The following is a 19,475-nucleotide window of genomic DNA, read 5'->3' on the forward strand; positions in this document are numbered from 1 at the left end:
TTAACTCCCGCCACTGATGGGAGTTCTATTGTAAATGATAATTTAACGGCTTAGATTGCTAATTGTGATAAAAGCATTCTCTGTAATACTAAAAGATGGTCAATCTCCTTTGCGTTTTGAGAAATTAGTTGGGAAATAGTGTATCCCTTCTCTCCAAACTTCTCTAAAGTCGATGTATCAGGAACGACAATCTGAAAGTTATTAAGTAAGTCTTTTCCGACGTTAGGGAATGTAGAGCCAGTAGCAGCAGAAAGGATTTCCTGCAAGCTATTATCAATGATTGCCTTAATGAACCAGTTCAAATTAGTATCGGATATATGACGAATTGCGGCTAATCCTCTGCCAATTACATAGCGTTGGTTTGCCCAATTCATTCTTCCGGTTGTTGAACCACGAACGCAGAATAAAATATCTCCATTGTCACAGTATTTTTTCCCGTTTGTTGTCCATTGAGCAGGGGTAGGCGAATAAAAACCAAACTCGGTTGGTCCATTTAATAATGGTTCTCCTATTCCATCGTTGTTACAGTCATCTCCTTCAGGTGACTGCCCCATTACCACGGTAGCTATTTTGGAAAAAGGAGCTATCTGCCAGCCGGATGGTAGTTCAGAACCTTTATCAAAAGAAAAGTATTCCTTATACAGAGTTCCCAAAGTGGCTTCTAAATTATCATTTATCTTCTGCTTTAAAGCAATTCTCTCCGTAATTGCCTTATAACAGTTCACTATTTCAAGCTGTTTTTCAATAGGTGGGATAGGCAATTCCAGTCTGCAAATATCGTCCCAAGTAATTCCACCACGAACACTTCCGTCAGTATGTAACCAACAAATACGGTCAAATTCCGGTCTGCGAAACCACATCATCAGATAATCTTCATTCAAAATGCTGTTATCTACTACCTCAAACATAAAATACGCCGGAGAAACAATAGCAGGTTCTTCTTCATCATACAATGCAACCGGAAGTCGTTCATCACGACCAACGTGCATTGGATTACACGCAAACTTTCCTTTTGTTATCAGTTTATATTTACTCAAATCCGTACCAATGACATTTGCAACCGACGGCATAAAGAACTTGTCTATGTTAATTCCCAAAACTCTGTCTGTTATGCTTTCTCTGTTCCGAGTATCAATCAGTCGGATATGGTTTCCTAAAATATCATAATTCGATTTCATATCCCAACTCCTTAAATACAGAAAGCAAATCTGATTTAGATTTTTCCTCTTGAGCAAGAAGTTCTTTGAGTTCTCCCTGCAATGATTTCATTTTGGTATCAAAGTCGATGTTCTCATCACGGTTGACAAACTCAATATATCTGCTCGGTACAAGAGTAAATCCTTTTTCTTTTACTTCTTCAAAAGAAGCAGAATAACAAAACTCCGGTACATTCTCATAAGTTTCCTCATAGCCTTCCTGCTGCCAGTTATGATATACACTTGTAACTTTGGCTCTATCCTCCTCTGTCAATTCAATGTACTTCTTCTCATAAGGACTACCCATCTGTCGTAAATCCATAAAAAGTATTTCATCTTCTCGGTCACGATAGCGTTTGAGCTTTCCGTTCTGTTCAACAACACGAGCCTTTTTATTCTTATTGAGTATCCAAAGGGTAACGCTGATGTCAGTGGTGTAGAAAAGGTTTCTCGGAAGAATAATAATCGCTTCTACCAAGTGATTTTCTATAAGCTGCTGCCTGATTTTCAGCTCTGTACCATCATCAGATAATGCACCATTGGCAAGCAGGAAACCTGCCACACCGTTTTGTGAAAGTTTAGAAACAATATTCAGTATCCAACCATAGTTTGCGTTGCTTGTTGGTGGAACTTCATATCCATTCCAACGAGGGTCGTCTACAAGCTCGTTCTCGGCTCTCCACTGCTTCTGATTGAAAGGTGGGTTTGCCATAATGAAATCTGCTTTAAGGTCTTTGTGTTGGTCGTTGGTAAATGTATTGGCTGCCATCTCTCCAAGATTTGCAGAAATACCACGGATAGCTAAGTTCATTTTTGCCAGTTTGAAAGTGGTATTTGTGTATTCCTGACCGTAAATAGACACTTTCTTTTTATTACCGCTATGTGCTTCTACGAACTTGATGGACTGCACAAACATGCCGCCCGAACCGCAACAAGGGTCATAAAGTATTCCATCGTAAGGCTCAAGCATTTCGGCAATCAGGTTTACAATACACTTTGGTGTGTAGAACTCTCCTTTACCTTTTCCTTCTGCAAGAGCGAACTTACTAAGGAAATACTCATATATACGACCTATAATGTCGTTCTCTTTATCATCGGTGTTGATACGATTGATTTCATCAAGCAAAGAAGCCAACTTTGCCGTATCAATATGTAAGCGGGAGTAATAGTTATCCGGCAAAGCACCTTTCAATGATGGGTTGTTTTTTTCAATCGTATAAAGTGCTGTATCTATCTTCAGGGCAATATCGTCCTGCTTTGCGTTTTCAATAATGTACTTCCAACGGCTTTCTTCAGGAAGATAGAATACATTTTCCTGAGTATAAAACGGTTTCATATCCGCATACTTTTCGCCGTGTGTAGCAATAATCTTATTACGGCATTCCTCAAACTTGTCACTAGCAAATTTAAGGAAGAATAAACTCAGAACAACGTGCTTATACTCCGCAGGCTCAACAGAACCTCTCAGTTTATCAGCACTTTTCCAAAGTGCTTCTTCCATTGATATTTCTTTTTTTGGTTTAGCAGCCCTTGCCATCTATAATTACCTCCGTGTTTTAATCTTCGTCTAAAATAACTTCGCATATATCTCCGATGTCACAGTGAAACACCTGACATATCCTCATCAGTACTTCAAGAGATACTGGCTCATTCTTATTTATCTTCGTTGCAGCGTATGATGTGATTTCGGCTGCACGCATTAAATCCTGTCTTTTCATCTGATTATCAATCATAAGTTTTTGAAGTTTGTTATAGCATATCTTCATCAGTAACACCTCTTCATCTTATAATTCTTCTTCGTTACAGTTAGTCATTTAACATTATATATTAAATTTTCAGGCATTTCAAGATTTCGAACAGAAATGTAACCTTTCAGGCACTAAGGTGTCACTTTTTACAAACACCTAATACAACTCTTTTAAAGAATAATAAAAAAGAGATGCCGAAGCACCTCAATTATACATTCTATTATTAACATTCAATGAAATCATTGCTATGACCTTTTCTATCGGCGGCTCTTTTCCATCCGGTGCAACTGCTTTCCAAAAAGCGATTGCTTCCGGTTCAGCACTTTTCATTGCTTCCCGAATGGCAAACTGCATTTCCTCTTTTACTGCTTTTTCGGTTGTTCCATTTTCTTTTGCTATTTTTCTGAAAATGTCGTTCACTTCTACTTCCTCCTATATCTATTAGTATGTGTCTATCACTGACAGTTGTTGTTATAGCATATTCTCTCTGTCGAAGTCCCGAAAAATTTGTCGATAGCAGAAATTTTTTATACTGAAAAAAAGAAAGCTCGTCGATTAGGACGAACTTCTGTGTTTTATGGAAGTATTTGCTTTGATTGCTTTACAAGTGTATCTATGACTTCATAAATTCTGTTTCTATCTTCAGGAGCAAGCTTTTCAAGCTTCTCATTCAGCATAGAGTTCTTGACTGTATATCCCGTTTCCAGGACATCTGTAAGAACCATATCCGATGATACACCTAAAGCATTTAGTATCTTTATGAAAGTTTCGAGTGACGGAATTTTCTCTCCACGCTCAACCATACCAATATAATTTGTTGTCAAATCTGTTTTCTCAGCCAAATCTTCTTGGCGTAATTTCCTCGCAAGTCGGAACTTTCTTATATTCTTGCCGATTGTATCGAGCTTCATCACATCACCTCCCTTAGTGTGTTTTCATAACTGATAGTATAGATTAAGTAGATTCCAAATCACACGCACCAAAAGGAAGTTAAACCAACCATCAGTAATGATTTCCAACTATTTTTATGTTATACTATAAAAGAAGTAATTCACGATTGTTAATGGCGAAAGACAAATCACAACCCAAGAGCCAAGTTAAACAATCTCCATAGAATAAACTTAGGGGTAAAAAAGAATGTACGAACAAAAGATAATATTCAGTAATCGGTTTGAAAAAGAGAAATTTGAGGATTACAAAACAGATTTGGGAACTGGCAACGCAATCACTCCTGACTTTACGGAAGCTGATGATTTTTTGAAATTTATACAGAAGAACCGCAGAAGTGTTCCAAGTAAAGAGCGAGTTGCTGACAAAGATAAATTTATCAAGACAGTTTACGAGTTATCCAACAGCTTTGAAATTGACGCTGACCTGATAGAATTTGCCGAGGGATATATCGCCAACATCTATGTAGATTATGCCTGCTACACTGGATATATCAAGAAGTTATTAGCAATTCTTTTTATCCTTGCCGATGATATTTCCTTTTTAGACGGCAGTAAAGAAAATGCCGATATGCTTTTCAGTTTTACTTATCACACACATCATATTTTCTTGAATAACAGAGAAACAACCGATTTCTCATAATGTACCCGATGGCTACTCAACTGAGCAGCCATCTTTTCGATTTTCCAGACATCGTCTGAAATTTTTAATATGCCGGGATACCGTATCCATAGATATTGCTGCTTCCGACTGCGTACTGTCTTTGCTTGCAGGCATCGCCTGAGTTACCCTCTACGGTATAAACTGTGCCATTCTCGCATTTCTCTACGATACCAACGTGGTCTGTTGTACCGTCGCCTTCCCAATCAAAGAAGATAATATCTCCTGCCTTTGGTTCATAAGTGCGGTTTTGCCATTTTCCATTTGACTTAAACCAATTTGCACCGTCCACACAACCTGCAAATTTCGGAACAAGTCCGCTTTCAATATACCCGCATTGGTCAGCACACCAAGATACAAAGCAGGCACACCATTCCACACGACTGTCAAAACCGTACCAACTCCAGTAAGGTTGTCCGCCCTGATTGCCTACCTGCGTCAAGGCAACCTCAACAATCGCCTGATTACCTCCGGCAGTAAAGGCTCGCCCATACGGATAGTACCTCAGAACGTGAGCCGGGTATTGGGTATCTCCATAACTGTCCCAACCAAGCCTTTGTGCCTGCTGAGTGGAAAACTCCACTGCATTGGCATAGGAATAACCGCCATACTTTGCTTTTGCCCAAGATATATACCCATTACCGAAGTTGTAGCCTTGTAGGGCAAGTTTGATATGCTCCATATCTATCGGACTTTCCACCTCTGCCGAGGTAAGAGCCGCTTTCAATTCCTGAACACCACACTGGATAGAATATTCAGGGTCTTTAATTCCATTAGGTTCGTGCGGATACTTCGTATTGAAACTTCCTTCTGCTGCCTGCATAGGGTCAAGTCCTCTGCCCCCACTTTCCTGCATCATAACCGCCTTGATAAGTTCTACATACTCAGGAATGCCGTACTCCTTGGCATATTTCTGTATGATGGGTTCATAGGCTTCTACCTCTGCACTTACCGGAGTATAGGAATTACTGTCACTTCCTCCTCCAAACATTGCTACGGCAGCACCAAATAATACGACAATCATAATAATCAACACCGCTATCCAACCGCCTGCGGCGATTGCTGCTACAAGTGCTTTTGTCCCTGCAATAATCGCTTTGACTGTAGCAACGGTAGCTTTCGCTGTGGCTTTGACGGTATCTGCTGTAGCTTTTGCCGCTTTCTTTGCCGCCTGAGCTGCTTTCTGTGAAGCCTTAACCGTCGCCTGAGCGGTTTTCTGTGCGGCTTTTGCCGTCTGCTGACTGGTCTTAATGCTTGCCCTTGCGGTATGCTCGGCAGTCTTAACAGACCTCTGCGTTGTTTTTGCCGCTTCCTTACCTGCAAGTTTAATATTCTTCTTTCCTGCGGAAGCCGCAGATTGTTTAACCATTTTCTCCGGCTTTTCAAGTGTCCTGATTGCCGATGTTGTTTGCGTCTGTGCTGAAGAACTACCAACCGTTGTAGGTCTACCTTGCGTTTTCTGAGCGTTCATTGCCTTTTCTGCTCTCTGCTGTTTGAAACGCTGTATGCCCTCTTTGGCAGATTGAATATTCTGCTTTGTTTCCTGAACGCCTTTTCGTCCGGCTTTATCAAAAGCATACGCACCTTTATGTGCGATTTCATCAATTCCGGCTTCCGTCTTATCGGCAGCATATTCCTCCGCAGTATTCTCATTTGTATTTACCGAATGTTCTGCTTTGTCCTTTGTGGCGATATATGCCTGTTTCATTTTCTGACCGGCAATGGCAGCTTTATCCAAGGTCTTTATCGTGCCTTTGACTGTTTCTCTTGTTTTAATATCAGCCACATCAAACCTCCTTCCTAAGCCGGTTGAATAACTCTCTTGAATTTTGTCGAACTGTCGGCAATATACTCGTTAATCAATCGGCTTTCTGCTTTTGTTTCAGGATAAGCAGTAATAGAGATTGTCTTTGCGTTCCAGTCAAGAGTGTAGCTGTCGCTTGCAACATTTGTGATGTGGTGCTGTGCTAGGAAATCTCGTAAATGCTTCATTTCTTCAAGGTCATCGGACATAATCACATTCACATATGTTCTGTCCTTTGACATTTTCTCATTGATAAAGCAGGCGAGAGAACAACCCACACCACCTGCAACGGCAACAACAAGCATTGCAATCTCGTTATTCGCAGAAACAACTCTTTTCGTTATCCAAAAATAAATGAAGTCGGATATGATAACCGCAATGCCTGCAAGTATCCACCGACTTCTTTGTACTAATATTGTTTTTGTGGTACTTAGGGCATTGTCCGCAACTTTCGCTGTGAACAACACCGCTAAATTTATTAAACTAATCATACAAGGCTTATCCCTCCTTACTCAGCCACTTTCTTTGCCACGACAACCATTCTTCCGTTGTTACGGGAATACTCACAGGTAGAAAGCGTAATCAATTTATCTCCATATTCTGCATTGACTCCTGTATCATATATAGCAAGTTCCTTGCACTTGGCAATATACGCATTGAAATCATCTGCCGTATCTGCATTGACAAAATCATAGTATCTGAAGCTATTTGGACTGTCTGTATATACTTCTGTCTTGAAAGCAGCCACTACTTCGTATTTGCCTTTCTCGGTCAGCGAATCAAACTGAATGGTTTTGTGCTTTTTCCAAAAGGATTTATCGGCGTACTTCATCAATCCGGCGAACATCGACTTATCGTTCATATGATGACCGTAGATAACAAGGTTGTCTGACGGAGCATCCACATCGCAGTTTTCCTGCACATACGGGCAACCATAAACTGTGTAGCCTTTATCAAATCCGTGTCTTAGATAGAAATTCGGATTGTCTTTTGACTGCATAACCGGATAGTTGATTTTTGTATCCTCAACTTTTATCCAACCGACCATATCGTTGTTCTGCATATACGGTTCCTGATAGTCTGGCAGAAAGTTCTTTTCTCCGGAATATGACATCGTATCCTTCGTATCGTCTGTATCCTCAACGGTTTCAATCAGGTTATCATAGAGTTCTGCCTGTTTTTTTGAGTCGCAGTAGTCTTTGACCAAGAAGCCAACACTCACAGCAAGTACAACGCTTAATAGCGATATAACCGCAATTCTTAATTTCTTATTCATCGTTTTATACCTTTACCTTTCCATATCTTTTCGTTTGGACGGAGTCAAATCTCTACAATATTCGGGATACCTGAGTTTGATACCCTCCATAAAGTAGGGAGCATATCCGCAACAGAATAATTCATCCGGTGTGAAAAGGTTTTCTTTTCCATCCTCCGTAAAACCGTTCCAAAGATTAAAGGCAAGGTGGCAGACCTTGACTGTTCCACTGGTCTGCCAGCCACCATACATCCCCTCCGGCACAATGCAATCGTTCTTAAAATCAAACATTTTTCCGATATTCATTCTGGTTTCTTCTGAAATGCCCATCACATAGAAAAACGCCTGATGATAGCAGTCATTGTGTCTGCACTTTTCGAGATTTTCAAAGACGAAATCTCTGTGTGCTTTGTTTCTGAATTGAATTTTAGCCATAGAAAACACCTCCTTATAAGCCTTCACCGGGCTTCGTTGTCATCAAGCGGTACAACTTCGTATTCTTCGGGAACTTGTTTGCAAACGGAACAAGAGAACTGCCCACCTTGATAAGTCCGTGTCCTGCGTCAACATTTGTGATATACGAAAGCTGAAGGTCGGAAATATTCAGAAGTTTTGCAAGTTCCAGTCTGTCGGTAGAAGCCTGATTGAGCATAATGATAAACTCGCTGTTCGCAAGCATTGTTCTTGCAGTATGGCTCTGCAAAAGGTCGTCCACATTCTGCGTGATACCGGTTGCGTATGCACCGTACTTTCTTACACGCTTCCAGAGTGTAAAGAGGAAGTTTGCAGAATACTCGTGCTGGAACAAGAGGTAAATCTCATCAATGAAGATAAAGGTATGCTTACCCTTTGCTCGGTTCTGTGTGATTCGGTTCAAAATGCTATCGAGGACGACAAGCATACCGATTGGCATAAGCTGCTTACCAAGGTCGAGAATGTCATAACAGATAAGTCGATTGTGAGTGTCTACATTTGTCTGCTTTGCAAATGTGTTCAGCGAACCGTGGGTAAACAACTCAATAGCAAGAGCGATTTCCTTTGCTTCCGGCTCATCCTGTTTGAGAAGTTCATCTCTGAAATCCTGCAAGGTCGGAACCTGACCGGTGTAATCATTCTGCTGATATGTGCGGTAAACGCTTGCAGTGCAACGGTCAATAATGGACTTCTGCTTTGCTCCGAGATTTGTACCGCCGATAAGCTGTTCGCAAAGGGACATAATAAACTCGGATTTCAAGATAACAGGATTTGCTCCGTCGCCATAGTCCTTGTTCATATCCATTGCATTGATATGGTTATTCGATGTTGCGGAGATATTGATAATCTCGCCACCAAGTGCATTTACAAGATGGGAATACTCCCTCTCAGGGTCGATGATGATTACATCGGCGTCGGAAGAAAGGATAATATTTTCAATCTCCCCCTTAGCCGCAAAAGACTTACCGCCACCGGATACACCGAGGATAAAGGAATTACCGTTAAGAAGCTGTTTTCGGTCGGCAATTATCATATTTTTACTGATAACATTCTGACCGTAGTAAATACCGTTTTCGTGGTAAATATCCTGAACTCTGAACGGAATAAACACTGCAAGGCTCTCGGTTGTAAGGGTTCTGAAAGTATCAATTTTCCTTGTACCGTATGGCATAACGGTATTGAGTCCGTCCATCTGCTGAAATTTAAGAACCGCAAACTGACAAAGATGCTTTCTCGCTGTTGTGAGCAACGCTTCTGTATCATTATCAAGTTGTTCTTTACTATCCGCCGTATGCACCATCGTAAGCACTGCAAACATCATTCTCTGGTCACGAGTAGTAAGGTCGTCAAGGAATTCCTTCATTTCCTTTTTCTGCTGTTCCATATCATAGGGAACGGTAGCCGAAAAGTTGTTGTTCATATTCTGCTTTCTCTGCCAGTTCGTGATGTTGGTTTCTACACCGAGCAATCTGTTTTCGGCTTCTCTGACTGCTTCATCGGTAGGAACAGGTACAATATCAATGGACATCATCAGATTTCGGTTCATATCCGTAAGTTCCGCCACCATACTGTCCTTGATATAGGACGCATATTCACGTAAAAAGATAACTCTGCCATAACGATTGCCGATTTTGAAATAATCACTTTCAAATTCTAAAGAGTCCGGGCAAATATAGTCCTTGAAATCGTGTCCTTTCTTTCGGGTTTCCTTAACATCAAAGTGATACGAGGTTTCCTCTCCCACACGGAAGAAATCGTGAATAATGCGAAGTCGCTCATCTGTTTCAAGTTCCACGCACTTACTGCCAAGTCGTGAAAAGTGTGAAATCAAATCCGCACCTACACGGGCAAAATAAGTTCTTGCGTCGTCTACATTCTTTTTGTTGATGGAAATGGTCACATACTTATCCTGCACCGTTGAATTTGCTCCCGTCGCCTTATCAAGAAGCATTTTATTGTATTCCTCTCGATACTCATCAAGCTCATCTCCGGTTTCAGGAATAAGGATTGTTTTCTCAAAGTCCAAACGGTTCAGTCGTCTGTTGTTGATAGTGAGCTTTGTTGTTGCTCCACTGTCAAGAGAGTTAAGCAGTTCCGAATACTCAAGGAACATCGCTTCCTTATCTTCTCGACTGGCAACCGCATAGTTAATATCCGTAAACTTAAAAGATTTGGAATACTTATCTTTGCCCACTCTGAAGACACCGTCGTCATAGATGGCAGTAACCGGAATACAGTCCTGCACACCCTTCGGCACAACGAATTTTTCCTTATCCTGCTTAAAGATGTTGTTTAATGTCTTAATCATTATTTTTGTAAGCCTCCTTTGTCTTTTTCTCAATGCTCGGTTTCATCAACTCTAAATAGGTGTTTGTGGAGTGAAAGACCAACTTCTTGGGCATAAGAAATTCGGACTTAATCCACGCCCAAATGAATTTCTCTGCTGTCATTCCGTTGTATTTCACAAAACCGAGAGCTGCAAATGGTGCTGCTCCCAAAATACACACCCACGATACTGTTTCTGTTCCAAGATGCGGTTTGAGTAAGAAGTACAACCCTACTGCCACACCACACGCAAGTACAGAAAAAATGAACTGTCTGAGCGACAGTCCGAAAAACATTGATTCTGTGTAATTTCGTATTTCTCTGTTAATCTTCACTTCCACAGTTCTTCACTCTCCTTAACAAGCAAGTATTTGTTTTAAATCGGTCAGGTTCGGCATCAACTCTGACATCTCCGGTTGCAATATACGCAATATTCTTTTTGGGGATATAGCAAGAACCTAAGAGCAAATCGGTAATGAGAAAAATATCCTCATCATCTGCTCTTTGAAAAAGGCTGACGATTGTTTTCTTCCCTTTAAGTTCATAATCTTCAGCCGCCTGAACAACCTCGCCGGTAACGAGGTGTAAGTTATATATCTGTACTGTTTTCATTTGTTTTTCCTTTCTCTGCGAATCGGTCGAATTTTAGAAGGCACGACACAAATATCCGTAAGACAAATACGCTCGCCCCTTCTTTTACCGCCGTTATACACGCAGGCTTTGCATCTACGGTCAGCAGAGAAATATTTCTGCCGACCTGTCCTGTTTCTGTTTTTCATTTTCTTGAACCTCCGTTATAAGCCCATCATTTCTCTGATAATACGGTCACTCATCTTTACTGCACCGACAAGAACAAGCATATTAAATACAAGTTCTCCGATATATGACCATACCTGTGTAACTGCCGCAGCGTCTGGGTTTACCACCGGCGGACTTGACGCAAACAGTGAGAAGATTATGCAGGCAAGTACGATAACCGCACCCTCAAGCAGTACCGCACAGTAACTTTTAATAAAACTCTTTCCCACATTCTGCGTTGGTTCTCCGGCAAAGGTAGATAGCGGTATCGGTGCTAATGCCGTATACATATACAGTTTGAAAAATCTGCCGTAAACCGTCATTATCAGAATGAATGACAACACCGTAATAAAAAGACCGCCTATCAGAGTCACTGCCCATAGCGGAATGCTTTCAAAGAATCCGCAGTCCTCAATGGTTGTTACCATTGAGGATGGGAGCGTCGTTTGATTCGGTGTCCCAAATCCCGATGATGTCATAATGGTTGAAATGATACCTTGAACGATATTGAATAAAGCAAGCATAAGCTCCATACCGTAGGTTATGACACCTTTGGCAATGGCAAAGCGAACAAACAATTTCAATGCGTGTTCCGGCTTTTTCACATCGGTAAAGCTGCCGCAGGTACGGACAACGCCTACCACAAAGAACAGCACTAATAGTGCAAGCCCGATTGCCTGAACTGCTCCGTTAATTGTTACCATCACATTCCATATGCTTCCGCCTTTGAAATCCTGCGGTGTTGTGGTTAAAAGCTGCCATATCTCGCTTAATTTATCGTTCCAAGTTTCAAGAGCGTTTTCGAGGTTTTGAACTACCCAGTTATCGCTCATTCATTCGCACCTCCTTGTAAAAATGGGGGCATACCCGTTTTGGCGAGTATGCCCCGTGATAACTGTTGCTTCTTAGCCTGTGATAAGAGTAAGGATTTCTTTTGCGAAAGTAATGATGATACCTCCGGCAAGAGTAAGAAAACCGTTTGCTCTCTGGGACGGGTCGTGGGACTTCAAAGAAAGTCCGACCTGCACGATACCGAAGCCGAGCAGGATAAGTCCGATTGCACGGATAAGTCCGAAAATGAAATCGGACAGATTGTTTACTACCGTGATAGGGTCGTTTGCCGCAAATGCGGTTACACCTGTGCCGAGTACAATGGTCATTGCCAGTACCGCCACACAATATGCACGGTAGCCTTTCTTAACCTTTCCGGTCATAGGCAGTTTAGAGGTTGCTTTGTTTTCTGTGTTTCTCTTAAAAAATCTCATTGTCATTTCCTCCTGTGATTAAAAATTGTTATCTACTTCAAAATCCTCATCGGACAGAAGTTCATAAGTGGTTTCTCCGTAATTGCTTTCCTCAACCTCATCAGGGTCAATGGCAAGAACGGAAATAGATGAGTGCGGTATCGTTACTTCTCCGTGCTTGTACGGTTTCTCTTTTCCGTCTGTGGTCAGTGCCACATTAGGGTGCTTCAAGATGTCGTACTTAAAATCCATAATTGGTCGCTCCCCTCGGATAAATAAAATCGCATATTGGTTATCCAGCATACGCACTTCATCCGGTGTGAGAAGTTCTCGACCGCTTATCTGATAGTTGGTGGAGTAGTTACCGCTTCGACCGGAACTCTTACCGTAAGTGTTCGTGTCGATAGTTTCTTTGCCGAGTAGTTCCGACACATATTTGTGTGTACTTTGCTCGTTGCCGCCAAGATACAGAAATTCATCGCAGTTGCCCACGATACTTTCCCATTGCTTTTCAAACAAGGCTTTAAGCTGTGCCAAGTTCTGTAATATGATACTGACTGACACACCTCTGGAACGCATTACCGAAAGTATCTTGTCAAAGTCATCCGGCAATGAAACATTGGCAAATTCGTCCATCAGAAAATGGACGGGAACGGGAAGCGAACCTCTGTGGATATGGTCGGCGGCATAGAATAACTGCTGAAACAGTTGGGTATATAAAATCGACACCAGAAAATTGAAACTGGAGTCGTTATCGGGTATCAGGGCAAACAAGGCGACTTTTTTCTCGCCCATAGAGGGCAGGTCTAACTCGTCTGCCGAAGTTAAAGAAGCAAGACTTTCAAGATTGAATTTCTCAAGCCTTGCGGCAAGCGTTATCTGAATGGATTTCAGTGTCTTTGCCGAACCGGAATGATAGGAACGGTAATACTTGAGAGCAATATGGTCGGGATTGTTCATCTCAAGCTCTGCAAATAATTCATCGAGAGGAGATGGTCTTGTATCTTCCTCATCCTCAATCGAACCGGCTCTGAGCATTTCCATAACCATTGCAAAGTTCTGTTCTTCCTCCGGTGCTTCATAGCGTAAATAAAACACCAACGCCAAAAGGAGCATAGAAGCTGAAGTGTCCCAAAACGGGTCTTGGGACTGACTGCCCTTTGGTGTGGTGCTTTTGAATAAGTTAGTTACAAGTTTCTGCACATCGTTGTCGTTCTGAAGATACACAAAAGGATTGTAACAGTGGCTCTTTTCCATAGAGATAAGGTCAAGAACTCTGACCTCATATCCTTTTTTCTCAAGAAGTTTTCCCGTATCTCTCAAGATTTCGCCTTTCGGGTCAAGGATTACAAAAGAGGTATTGCACTGCATAAGGTTGGGCTTACAGTAAAATCTTGTTTTACCTGCACCGGAACCGCCGCATACCAGTGTATTCAGATTTCGTCTGTGCTTTTTCGCATTCAATCCGATACGGACATTCTGCGTCATCAGCTTGTTATCGGAATACGGAGACTGTCTGTACTTCTTATCCACGGCTCTTGCATTGCCCCATTTTGCAGAACCGTGTTCCTCCCGCCTGCGGTAGTTTCTCTGTGTGGAGAAATATATCCCGATACCCATTCCATAGCACAAAAGCAAAATGAGGACAGTTTTTACACTGTCCTCACAAACTTCTATATGAAACGGATTGTTAAATACATTCATCAGGCTCGGCAATATCTCCGGCAATCCGCCTTTAACTGACGGAGCTAAGAGAAGTGCCAGCCACACAACCGGAACAATACCGATGACAGAAAGAATAATCGCAGACTGTCTTTCGTTATCTCGCATCGCCGGAGCGTTCCTTTTCGATAACCTTGAATTTTTTCTTTGGGGCAGTCCCGACCTTGATAATCAGGTCGTCCACAGCATCGGTTGATTTCCCCTCGTTCATTAAATCTGTTTTCTCATCATTAAGAGAACGGATAACGATACCGTGTTCATAATCATCCAACGCTATATGGTAAAGTTCTTCTTTTGCCATATCAGTACCTCTTATCTTTCATAATCTTTTGAGCGTGCCTGCTTTTTCTTATACAGTTCATCTGACACACGGGAATGAATATCTGTCATCGCATTTCTCGTCTTGGATAGTTCAAAACGAATGTCCTTCGGCTCTTTGTTTGCCAACTTATCCGGAATACGGTTGATGGCAAAATTCTGTGTATCAATACCGTACTTTTTGCAAAGCATATATCCGATACATACCGCCTGAAAGCCCATATCGGAACGACTGTAACTGTCGCTGTTGATGGAAAGCTGTGCGTGTCCAAGTTCTTGTGCTACGCACTGAGCAACCGCTACGCTGTCTCCGACATCACGTTTTACATACAAGGTTTGCTCCTCATTGTTGTAAAACGCTGCCATATTCGGATAGGGCAGGTCGTTTGTCGCTTCCACATTCACAGGCGAAGAATCAAGCATTGTGGTAATCAGTGCTTTCGGGTCACGATTAGCTGTCGGTGCCGGCGGTCGTTTCCCATTGGTCTGTGCCACATCAAACACTTTCTTCACATTGTAGGAAATGCCTGTTGTACCGTCACGCTTTGCATATTCTACCGGTTCAAGAATGGATATGCTCTTAGCACCTTTTGTAATTTTAATGTTGTCTTTGCTCCAGTCATCAAAATCTTTAAGCTGTACCGCCTGCGGATACTGCTTGTAAATCAAAAGTGCGTTGACTGCCGAATATCTGTCAAGTCGGCTCTGTGTATCAAGGAACGCTTTGAATTTTTCCGGCGAAGATACAATCTCTTTCGCCGCTTCATCCGCAAGTTGATACACAGCGTCTTTCTCGGCTCGTTTCTTCTCAGCATATTCCTCTTTGGAAAGTCTCGGTCGCTGACCGCCTGCTTTTGCAGGAGTAAAATTTTCTGTCATTGTAATTACCTCTCTTTCGGTTTCTTGGATTTTGTTTTTGGCTGTTGGTGTACCGTCTGCTTCGGTACAGAAGAATGCTTTGCCTTATCTGTTTCCGGCTCTTTGCGTTCTGCTTCTTTTTGCTGTTTTGCCTGAGCCTTATAGCGGTCAAGTTTCTCTTTAACCGATGGCTTCTTCTGCTTGTCAACAGCAATACCCTTATCAGTTTGCATATCTTCCGGCTCTGAGTTTTGCCTTGACGGAGGGTTTTTGTCCGTTTTGGCGGTTGTGGGGTTTGACTGTGCGTTTTCCTCTTTCTGAAGTGGTTTTCGTACAGCTTCCTCCGTGATGATTTCATTCTTGGATTTTGTCGGCTTATCTTTTTCCACGGCTTCTCGTTTTTCAACCGCCTTCTGCGATTCTGTTACGATTGCCGCCTTATCCACCTTACCGAGTTCAAATCTCTCAACGATTCTCTGAATTTTAGAAGCGTCCTCCGCACGTGCGATAATATCAATCGGGACATTATCTCCCCTTGTATTCTTATCTCGGAGAACACAATAGAGAACACCGTAGCGTTTTGCCTGTTCGGTGAATTTCTTCAAGTCCTTATTCGGAATAGAAAACACTTTCAATTCTTTGCCCGATTTAATCATATTGGTAAGACGGGCTTTTCCTCTGGTCTTGTTCGCCTGCGTTGCTTCCTGTTTTAATACGGAAGCAAGAAGAATTGCGATATTCTTTGCAGCTGAACCGGTAAGTCTTGCAGCAACTTCAAAGCCTTCAAGGGATAACCTGACGACCTGTTCGGCTGCGTCACCTGAATTTGTCATTTCGCTTTTGCTCCTTTCGCTGTTGTTTTTCTTCTTCGGCTCTGATTGTTTCAAGGTTCTGCTCCATAACCTTTGACCTCTCGGCAATGTCGTTACAGAGTCGAACCTCTTTGTTCAGTTCCCGAATTTTGTCGCTTACTGTCGAAATCTGTTCTTTGACCTTAGACAGCTCATCGTCACTCATCTTTGTTTTTGCTTTTTTTCGCAGGTGCGTTCTGTCGTCATTCAAAGTTTTAATTTGACCTTTCAGCGACTCTTTATATGAGAAAAGCTGCTCGTCCGTAGAAATATTTTCTCGTCCGAGCAGCCTTGTCTCTGCTGTGATTTTATCCAGCTTCAATAAATCCTCTTTCAAAAGATAGTGAAGCCTTGCTGTATTCTGTTTTTTATATTTTGGCAGATAACCGAGCCTGTAACAGTAATGCAGATACAAGCCATACAGTCCGCCCACTTTTTTGATTTTATTTTCTCTTGTAGGCAATCGGTACTGCCTGATAACCACCGTCTGCTTTGCAAACGGAACTATGCGTACTCTCTGATTTTCCATAAGCCTACGCCTGATTGCTTCCTCGGTATAATCTTCTCCGAGATTTTTAAGTCGTATGGGTTTCGTGTACCCTTTCGGTACAATCGTCCAATACTTCCTGCTCTCGCTTAAACAATGCTCATATCCCATCTGCGTAAGTGCGTAGTCAAGACTTCTGATATTTGTGCTGTGGGCAATCGCTTCATCTATGGCTTCTCGCACCATAGAATATCTGGTCGGCATTCCCGCCTGTTCCTGCTTATAGTAGTAAGAGGATTGCTTACTGCGATTCGGATTCGGATTGTAATATAATCCATATTTCTCACAAATACGGTCGGCAACTTTTCTGAACTTAAACCACGAGGTATCTTGACATCGCTTGCCGTCTTTGAATGAAACAGAGTTAATTACATAGTGGCAATGCAGGTGTTTGGTGTTCAGGTGCGTTGTAACAACAACTTGAAATCTTTTCCCCCACACTTCGTTTGCAAACTCCATTCCAATTTTCTGTGCAAGCTCCGGTGTGATATTTTGTTCCTTAAAACTCAAATATCCGTGATAGGCTTGTATGCCGTCCTCTTTCCCATATGCCTGCTTGACTGAAACAAATTGGTCACGGGCAGTGGTCGGATTACAGTTGATACCTTCCACGAAATATTCCCGTTCGGTTTTTTCTTCGTCCTTTGCATAGGAGAGAACATCTGCAAGTGCCTGATATTGTTCATCGGTATAAATATCTGCCGATGTCTTTTCAGGATTAGCGGCATAATCAATAACCTGACCAAGCCTTGAATTGACTACCCACAACTTGCTTACTGCCATTTCATTTCACTCTTATCGGGTCTTAAATAAGTACGCTCAATATCTGCCTGAAACTTATGCCAACGCTCCGCTTCCTTTTTAAGCTGCGGTGCGTCAACAAAGCCAAGAGCGTTTGCTTTAACTGCAAGTTGATTGATGTTGTTGCCAATAGAAGAAAGCTCACGCATCACATCATAAAATCTTTCATCCGGCTTTTCCCTCGGCTCATATCCTCGAAGAAGCAAACGGATAAGTCCCGCTTCACTCAGGCAAGCCTTTTTTGCCTTCTTCTGCAAATCCTGTGCTTCGTCTCTACTGAACCTAACAATCTTCTGAATGTTTCTTTTCCTCATTTTCTGTGCCATCCTTTCTTGTGATGATATAATGTCTGTCCTTATTTATCTGAAACAGACACATAAAAGTGACTCCGATAAAGCCGCCGGCAATTACACCGACGGCTACCAATGCTATCTCACGCATAGCGTTCTCCTTTCTCTTGGGGTATTAGGGGCAACCCCTAACGAGGTATTTGGTAGTGTGCTATCCAAATACACTGCTCGCTAAGAATATACAGACTCTCCGGGTTGCCCCATCGTCTGTCTTTTTATCGCTCCATATCTTTTGAAATTGGTTTATATGCTTTCGCTTCAATGCCCTTGTCTGTCTGATAAAAACGCTCCGGATACCGGAACTTATCCTCATACTTTTTCATCAAATCCTTTGGCATACTGAGAAAACTCTCCGACTCAATCGGTGCGTATGCGATAAAGAATTTTCCTGCAATAATGTCGAGGATTTCTTTATCATCGGAGTAAATTGCACGGTTTAACTCAGCACCGTTCATCTTCCCTTCCTCGTTACATACGATTGCAATCTCATCGTCAAAAGGCATATATTCCTCAATATACCCGCCTACGGTTTCCTGCATTGCTTCCAGCGTATCCTCAATCTCAATCTGTTTCGGATACTTGCCCGGTTCAATGAGAAGTACATTTATTTTTTCGCTCATCTCTCAAAACTCCTTTCATTTTTTTTGGAAATTCCTAATTTGATACACAAAAAGTCGTTGACATCTTTCCCGCACTTGGGGGGATCGTCAACGACTTCGTATCTGTCTTTTAATTTTATTTTCAGTGCATTTGCCGCCTTTCTTCCGGCAATATCATTGTCAAAATGAAGCACGATACGGTTAATGTTCTTATTCTTTTCAAGCAGATTTTTAAGTGTAACCGGCACTTTGGATTTCTCTGTTTCTCTGTTAGGCGAATACACGCCGGAGAGAGAAACAAGGTTTAATTTGTGCCAATCCCTGCCCGTCATCTTCGCTAATGTGGCATAGGATAGCAGGTCGATAGCACATTCAAATAGGTGTACCTCTGTGCTTTCTTCATTTGTCAGCCTGAAAGAAAACTGCTTCTTGCTACCGGTGCAATCGCCCATAATACGACTGCTGTTTGTTGCCCGAAATGCGGCATACTTTGCTTCTTTTTTCTCGTCATAACCGATAAAAACAACATTGTGATATGGCAGTGATTCAATGATAAGTTCCTTATCAAGGCAGTAATTTATGATTTCATAATCAATCCCTCGACTGAAAAGATACTGCGTAACCACATCGTTATTCGGACTTTTTTGCGGTAAAAGAAGCGGCTGATTTTCATAACTCCGGCTTTCTTTTTCATAGACCGGAGCAGAAACAGCACACTGTCCCATAATGGTTTCAACCGCTTCTACAAAATCAAGTCCTTTGACTTTGATAAGATAGTCAAGGGCAGATTTGCCGCCGATACCTCTCGACCACCACATCCATTTCCCGTTTGAAATTTTCAAACTGTCGTGTTCTCTGGTACAGTAAGTGTTACCACTATAACGGACAAGTTCGCCCGGTTCATAGGTGCGAAGATAGGTCAGCAAATCCATTCTCTTTGCTTCGGTTATGACTTCCGGTGCTATATATGGCATACT

The 19,475-nt window shown here is 42.0% G+C and carries 24 protein-coding genes; 1 reads left to right on the forward strand and 23 read right to left on the reverse strand.

The window, feature by feature from the left end; genetic code table 11:
• Nucleotides 1-50: 50 nt before the first annotated feature.
• From ACZYT4_RS00325 to ACZYT4_RS00345, 5 genes are all read right to left on the reverse strand, one after another.
• Nucleotides 51-1,178, reverse strand: coding sequence for a restriction endonuclease subunit S (locus tag ACZYT4_RS00325; protein WP_463781648.1), 1,128 nt, complete (start codon nt 1,176-1,178; stop codon nt 51-53).
• Nucleotides 1,162-2,733 carry a type I restriction-modification system subunit M gene (locus ACZYT4_RS00330; RefSeq protein ID WP_303829205.1) on the reverse strand — a complete coding sequence of 524 codons (1,572 nt, stop codon included), beginning with the start codon at nt 2,731-2,733 and terminating at the stop codon, nt 1,162-1,164. Before ACZYT4_RS00330 ends, ACZYT4_RS00325 begins: the two co-directional genes overlap by 17 nt.
• A gap of 19 nt (nt 2,734-2,752) precedes the next feature.
• The gene (locus ACZYT4_RS00335) at nt 2,753-2,962 is read right to left on the reverse strand and encodes a helix-turn-helix domain-containing protein (RefSeq protein WP_002587820.1); all 210 of its coding nucleotides are present in this window, start codon (nt 2,960-2,962) and stop codon (nt 2,753-2,755) included.
• Between the two features lie 186 nt (nt 2,963-3,148).
• Nucleotides 3,149-3,364: a hypothetical protein gene (locus ACZYT4_RS00340; protein WP_303829200.1), complete on the reverse strand. Its 216-nt coding sequence runs from the start codon at nt 3,362-3,364 to the stop codon at nt 3,149-3,151.
• A gap of 155 nt (nt 3,365-3,519) precedes the next feature.
• On the reverse strand, nt 3,520-3,855 hold the full coding sequence (locus ACZYT4_RS00345; protein ID WP_178309776.1) for a helix-turn-helix domain-containing protein: 336 nt from the start codon (nt 3,853-3,855) through the stop codon (nt 3,520-3,522).
• A 226-nt stretch (nt 3,856-4,081) separates the two neighbouring features.
• Here ACZYT4_RS00345 and ACZYT4_RS00350 point away from each other — a divergent pair, with 226 nt between their 5' ends.
• On the forward strand, nt 4,082-4,534 hold the full coding sequence (locus ACZYT4_RS00350) for a hypothetical protein (protein WP_303829198.1): 453 nt from the start codon (nt 4,082-4,084) through the stop codon (nt 4,532-4,534).
• Nucleotides 4,535-4,598: 64 nt separating this feature from the next.
• On the opposite strand, the gene ACZYT4_RS00355 is transcribed toward ACZYT4_RS00350, so the two are convergent.
• The 18 genes from ACZYT4_RS00355 to ACZYT4_RS00440 form a co-directional block, all read right to left on the reverse strand.
• Nucleotides 4,599-6,338 carry a lysozyme family protein gene (locus tag ACZYT4_RS00355; RefSeq protein WP_303829196.1) on the reverse strand — a complete coding sequence of 580 codons (1,740 nt, stop codon included), beginning with the start codon at nt 6,336-6,338 and terminating at the stop codon, nt 4,599-4,601.
• Between the two features lie 14 nt (nt 6,339-6,352).
• The gene (locus tag ACZYT4_RS00360) at nt 6,353-6,847 is read right to left on the reverse strand and encodes a hypothetical protein (RefSeq protein ID WP_055288760.1); all 495 of its coding nucleotides are present in this window, start codon (nt 6,845-6,847) and stop codon (nt 6,353-6,355) included.
• A gap of 17 nt (nt 6,848-6,864) precedes the next feature.
• Nucleotides 6,865-7,632 (reverse strand): class B sortase, encoded by a 768-nt coding sequence (gene srtB / locus ACZYT4_RS00365; protein ID WP_303829194.1) that lies wholly within the window; start codon nt 7,630-7,632, stop codon nt 6,865-6,867.
• A gap of 12 nt (nt 7,633-7,644) precedes the next feature.
• Nucleotides 7,645-8,046, reverse strand: a complete 402-nt coding sequence (locus ACZYT4_RS00370; protein WP_303829193.1) for a DUF6075 family protein — start codon at nt 8,044-8,046, stop codon at nt 7,645-7,647.
• 13 nt (nt 8,047-8,059) lie between these two features.
• On the reverse strand, nt 8,060-10,393 hold the full coding sequence (locus ACZYT4_RS00375) for a VirB4-like conjugal transfer ATPase, CD1110 family (protein ID WP_055288757.1): 2,334 nt from the start codon (nt 10,391-10,393) through the stop codon (nt 8,060-8,062).
• Nucleotides 10,386-10,751: a PrgI family protein gene (locus tag ACZYT4_RS00380; protein ID WP_002587811.1), complete on the reverse strand. Its 366-nt coding sequence runs from the start codon at nt 10,749-10,751 to the stop codon at nt 10,386-10,388. The genes ACZYT4_RS00375 and ACZYT4_RS00380 overlap by 8 nt, the downstream gene beginning before the upstream one ends.
• Nucleotides 10,735-11,022, reverse strand: a complete 288-nt coding sequence (locus ACZYT4_RS00385) for a hypothetical protein (RefSeq protein ID WP_089135569.1) — start codon at nt 11,020-11,022, stop codon at nt 10,735-10,737. The genes ACZYT4_RS00380 and ACZYT4_RS00385 overlap by 17 nt, the downstream gene beginning before the upstream one ends.
• A 182-nt stretch (nt 11,023-11,204) precedes the next feature.
• Nucleotides 11,205-12,041, reverse strand: a complete 837-nt coding sequence (locus tag ACZYT4_RS00390) for a VirB6/TrbL-like conjugal transfer protein, CD1112 family (protein ID WP_303829191.1) — start codon at nt 12,039-12,041, stop codon at nt 11,205-11,207.
• A 72-nt stretch (nt 12,042-12,113) separates the two neighbouring features.
• Nucleotides 12,114-12,479, reverse strand: coding sequence for a glutamyl-tRNA amidotransferase (locus tag ACZYT4_RS00395; RefSeq protein WP_463781650.1), 366 nt, complete (start codon nt 12,477-12,479; stop codon nt 12,114-12,116).
• A 12-nt stretch (nt 12,480-12,491) separates the two neighbouring features.
• Nucleotides 12,492-14,282 (reverse strand): VirD4-like conjugal transfer protein, CD1115 family, encoded by a 1,791-nt coding sequence (locus tag ACZYT4_RS00400; RefSeq protein ID WP_303829189.1) that lies wholly within the window; start codon nt 14,280-14,282, stop codon nt 12,492-12,494.
• Complete coding sequence (locus tag ACZYT4_RS00405; protein WP_002587806.1) at nt 14,272-14,475, reverse strand: hypothetical protein; 204 nt, start codon at nt 14,473-14,475, stop codon at nt 14,272-14,274. Before ACZYT4_RS00405 ends, ACZYT4_RS00400 begins: the two co-directional genes overlap by 11 nt.
• An 11-nt stretch (nt 14,476-14,486) precedes the next feature.
• Nucleotides 14,487-15,371, reverse strand: a complete 885-nt coding sequence (locus tag ACZYT4_RS00410; protein ID WP_303829187.1) for an LtrC-like protein — start codon at nt 15,369-15,371, stop codon at nt 14,487-14,489.
• A gap of 5 nt (nt 15,372-15,376) precedes the next feature.
• Nucleotides 15,377-16,183 (reverse strand): PcfB family protein, encoded by an 807-nt coding sequence (locus tag ACZYT4_RS00415; RefSeq protein WP_303829185.1) that lies wholly within the window; start codon nt 16,181-16,183, stop codon nt 15,377-15,379.
• Nucleotides 16,167-17,531, reverse strand: coding sequence for a relaxase/mobilization nuclease domain-containing protein (locus ACZYT4_RS00420; RefSeq protein WP_303829183.1), 1,365 nt, complete (start codon nt 17,529-17,531; stop codon nt 16,167-16,169). The genes ACZYT4_RS00415 and ACZYT4_RS00420 overlap by 17 nt, the downstream gene beginning before the upstream one ends.
• The gene (locus ACZYT4_RS00425; protein ID WP_002587802.1) at nt 17,522-17,863 is read right to left on the reverse strand and encodes a plasmid mobilization protein; all 342 of its coding nucleotides are present in this window, start codon (nt 17,861-17,863) and stop codon (nt 17,522-17,524) included. The genes ACZYT4_RS00420 and ACZYT4_RS00425 overlap by 10 nt, the downstream gene beginning before the upstream one ends.
• Entirely contained in the window at nt 17,832-17,990 is a 159-nt protein-coding gene (locus tag ACZYT4_RS00430) for a DUF3789 domain-containing protein (RefSeq protein WP_002587801.1), read from the reverse strand. The genes ACZYT4_RS00425 and ACZYT4_RS00430 overlap by 32 nt, the downstream gene beginning before the upstream one ends.
• Before the next feature lie 124 nt (nt 17,991-18,114).
• Complete coding sequence (locus ACZYT4_RS00435; protein ID WP_055288748.1) at nt 18,115-18,519, reverse strand: DUF3846 domain-containing protein; 405 nt, start codon at nt 18,517-18,519, stop codon at nt 18,115-18,117.
• A complete protein-coding gene (locus tag ACZYT4_RS00440) occupies nt 18,516-19,472 on the reverse strand; it encodes a DUF3991 domain-containing protein (RefSeq protein WP_463781651.1) in 957 nt (318 codons plus the stop codon). Before ACZYT4_RS00440 ends, ACZYT4_RS00435 begins: the two co-directional genes overlap by 4 nt.
• Nucleotides 19,473-19,475: the final 3 nt, after the last annotated feature.

This window comes from Massilimicrobiota sp. mt181 (assembly GCF_055420065.1).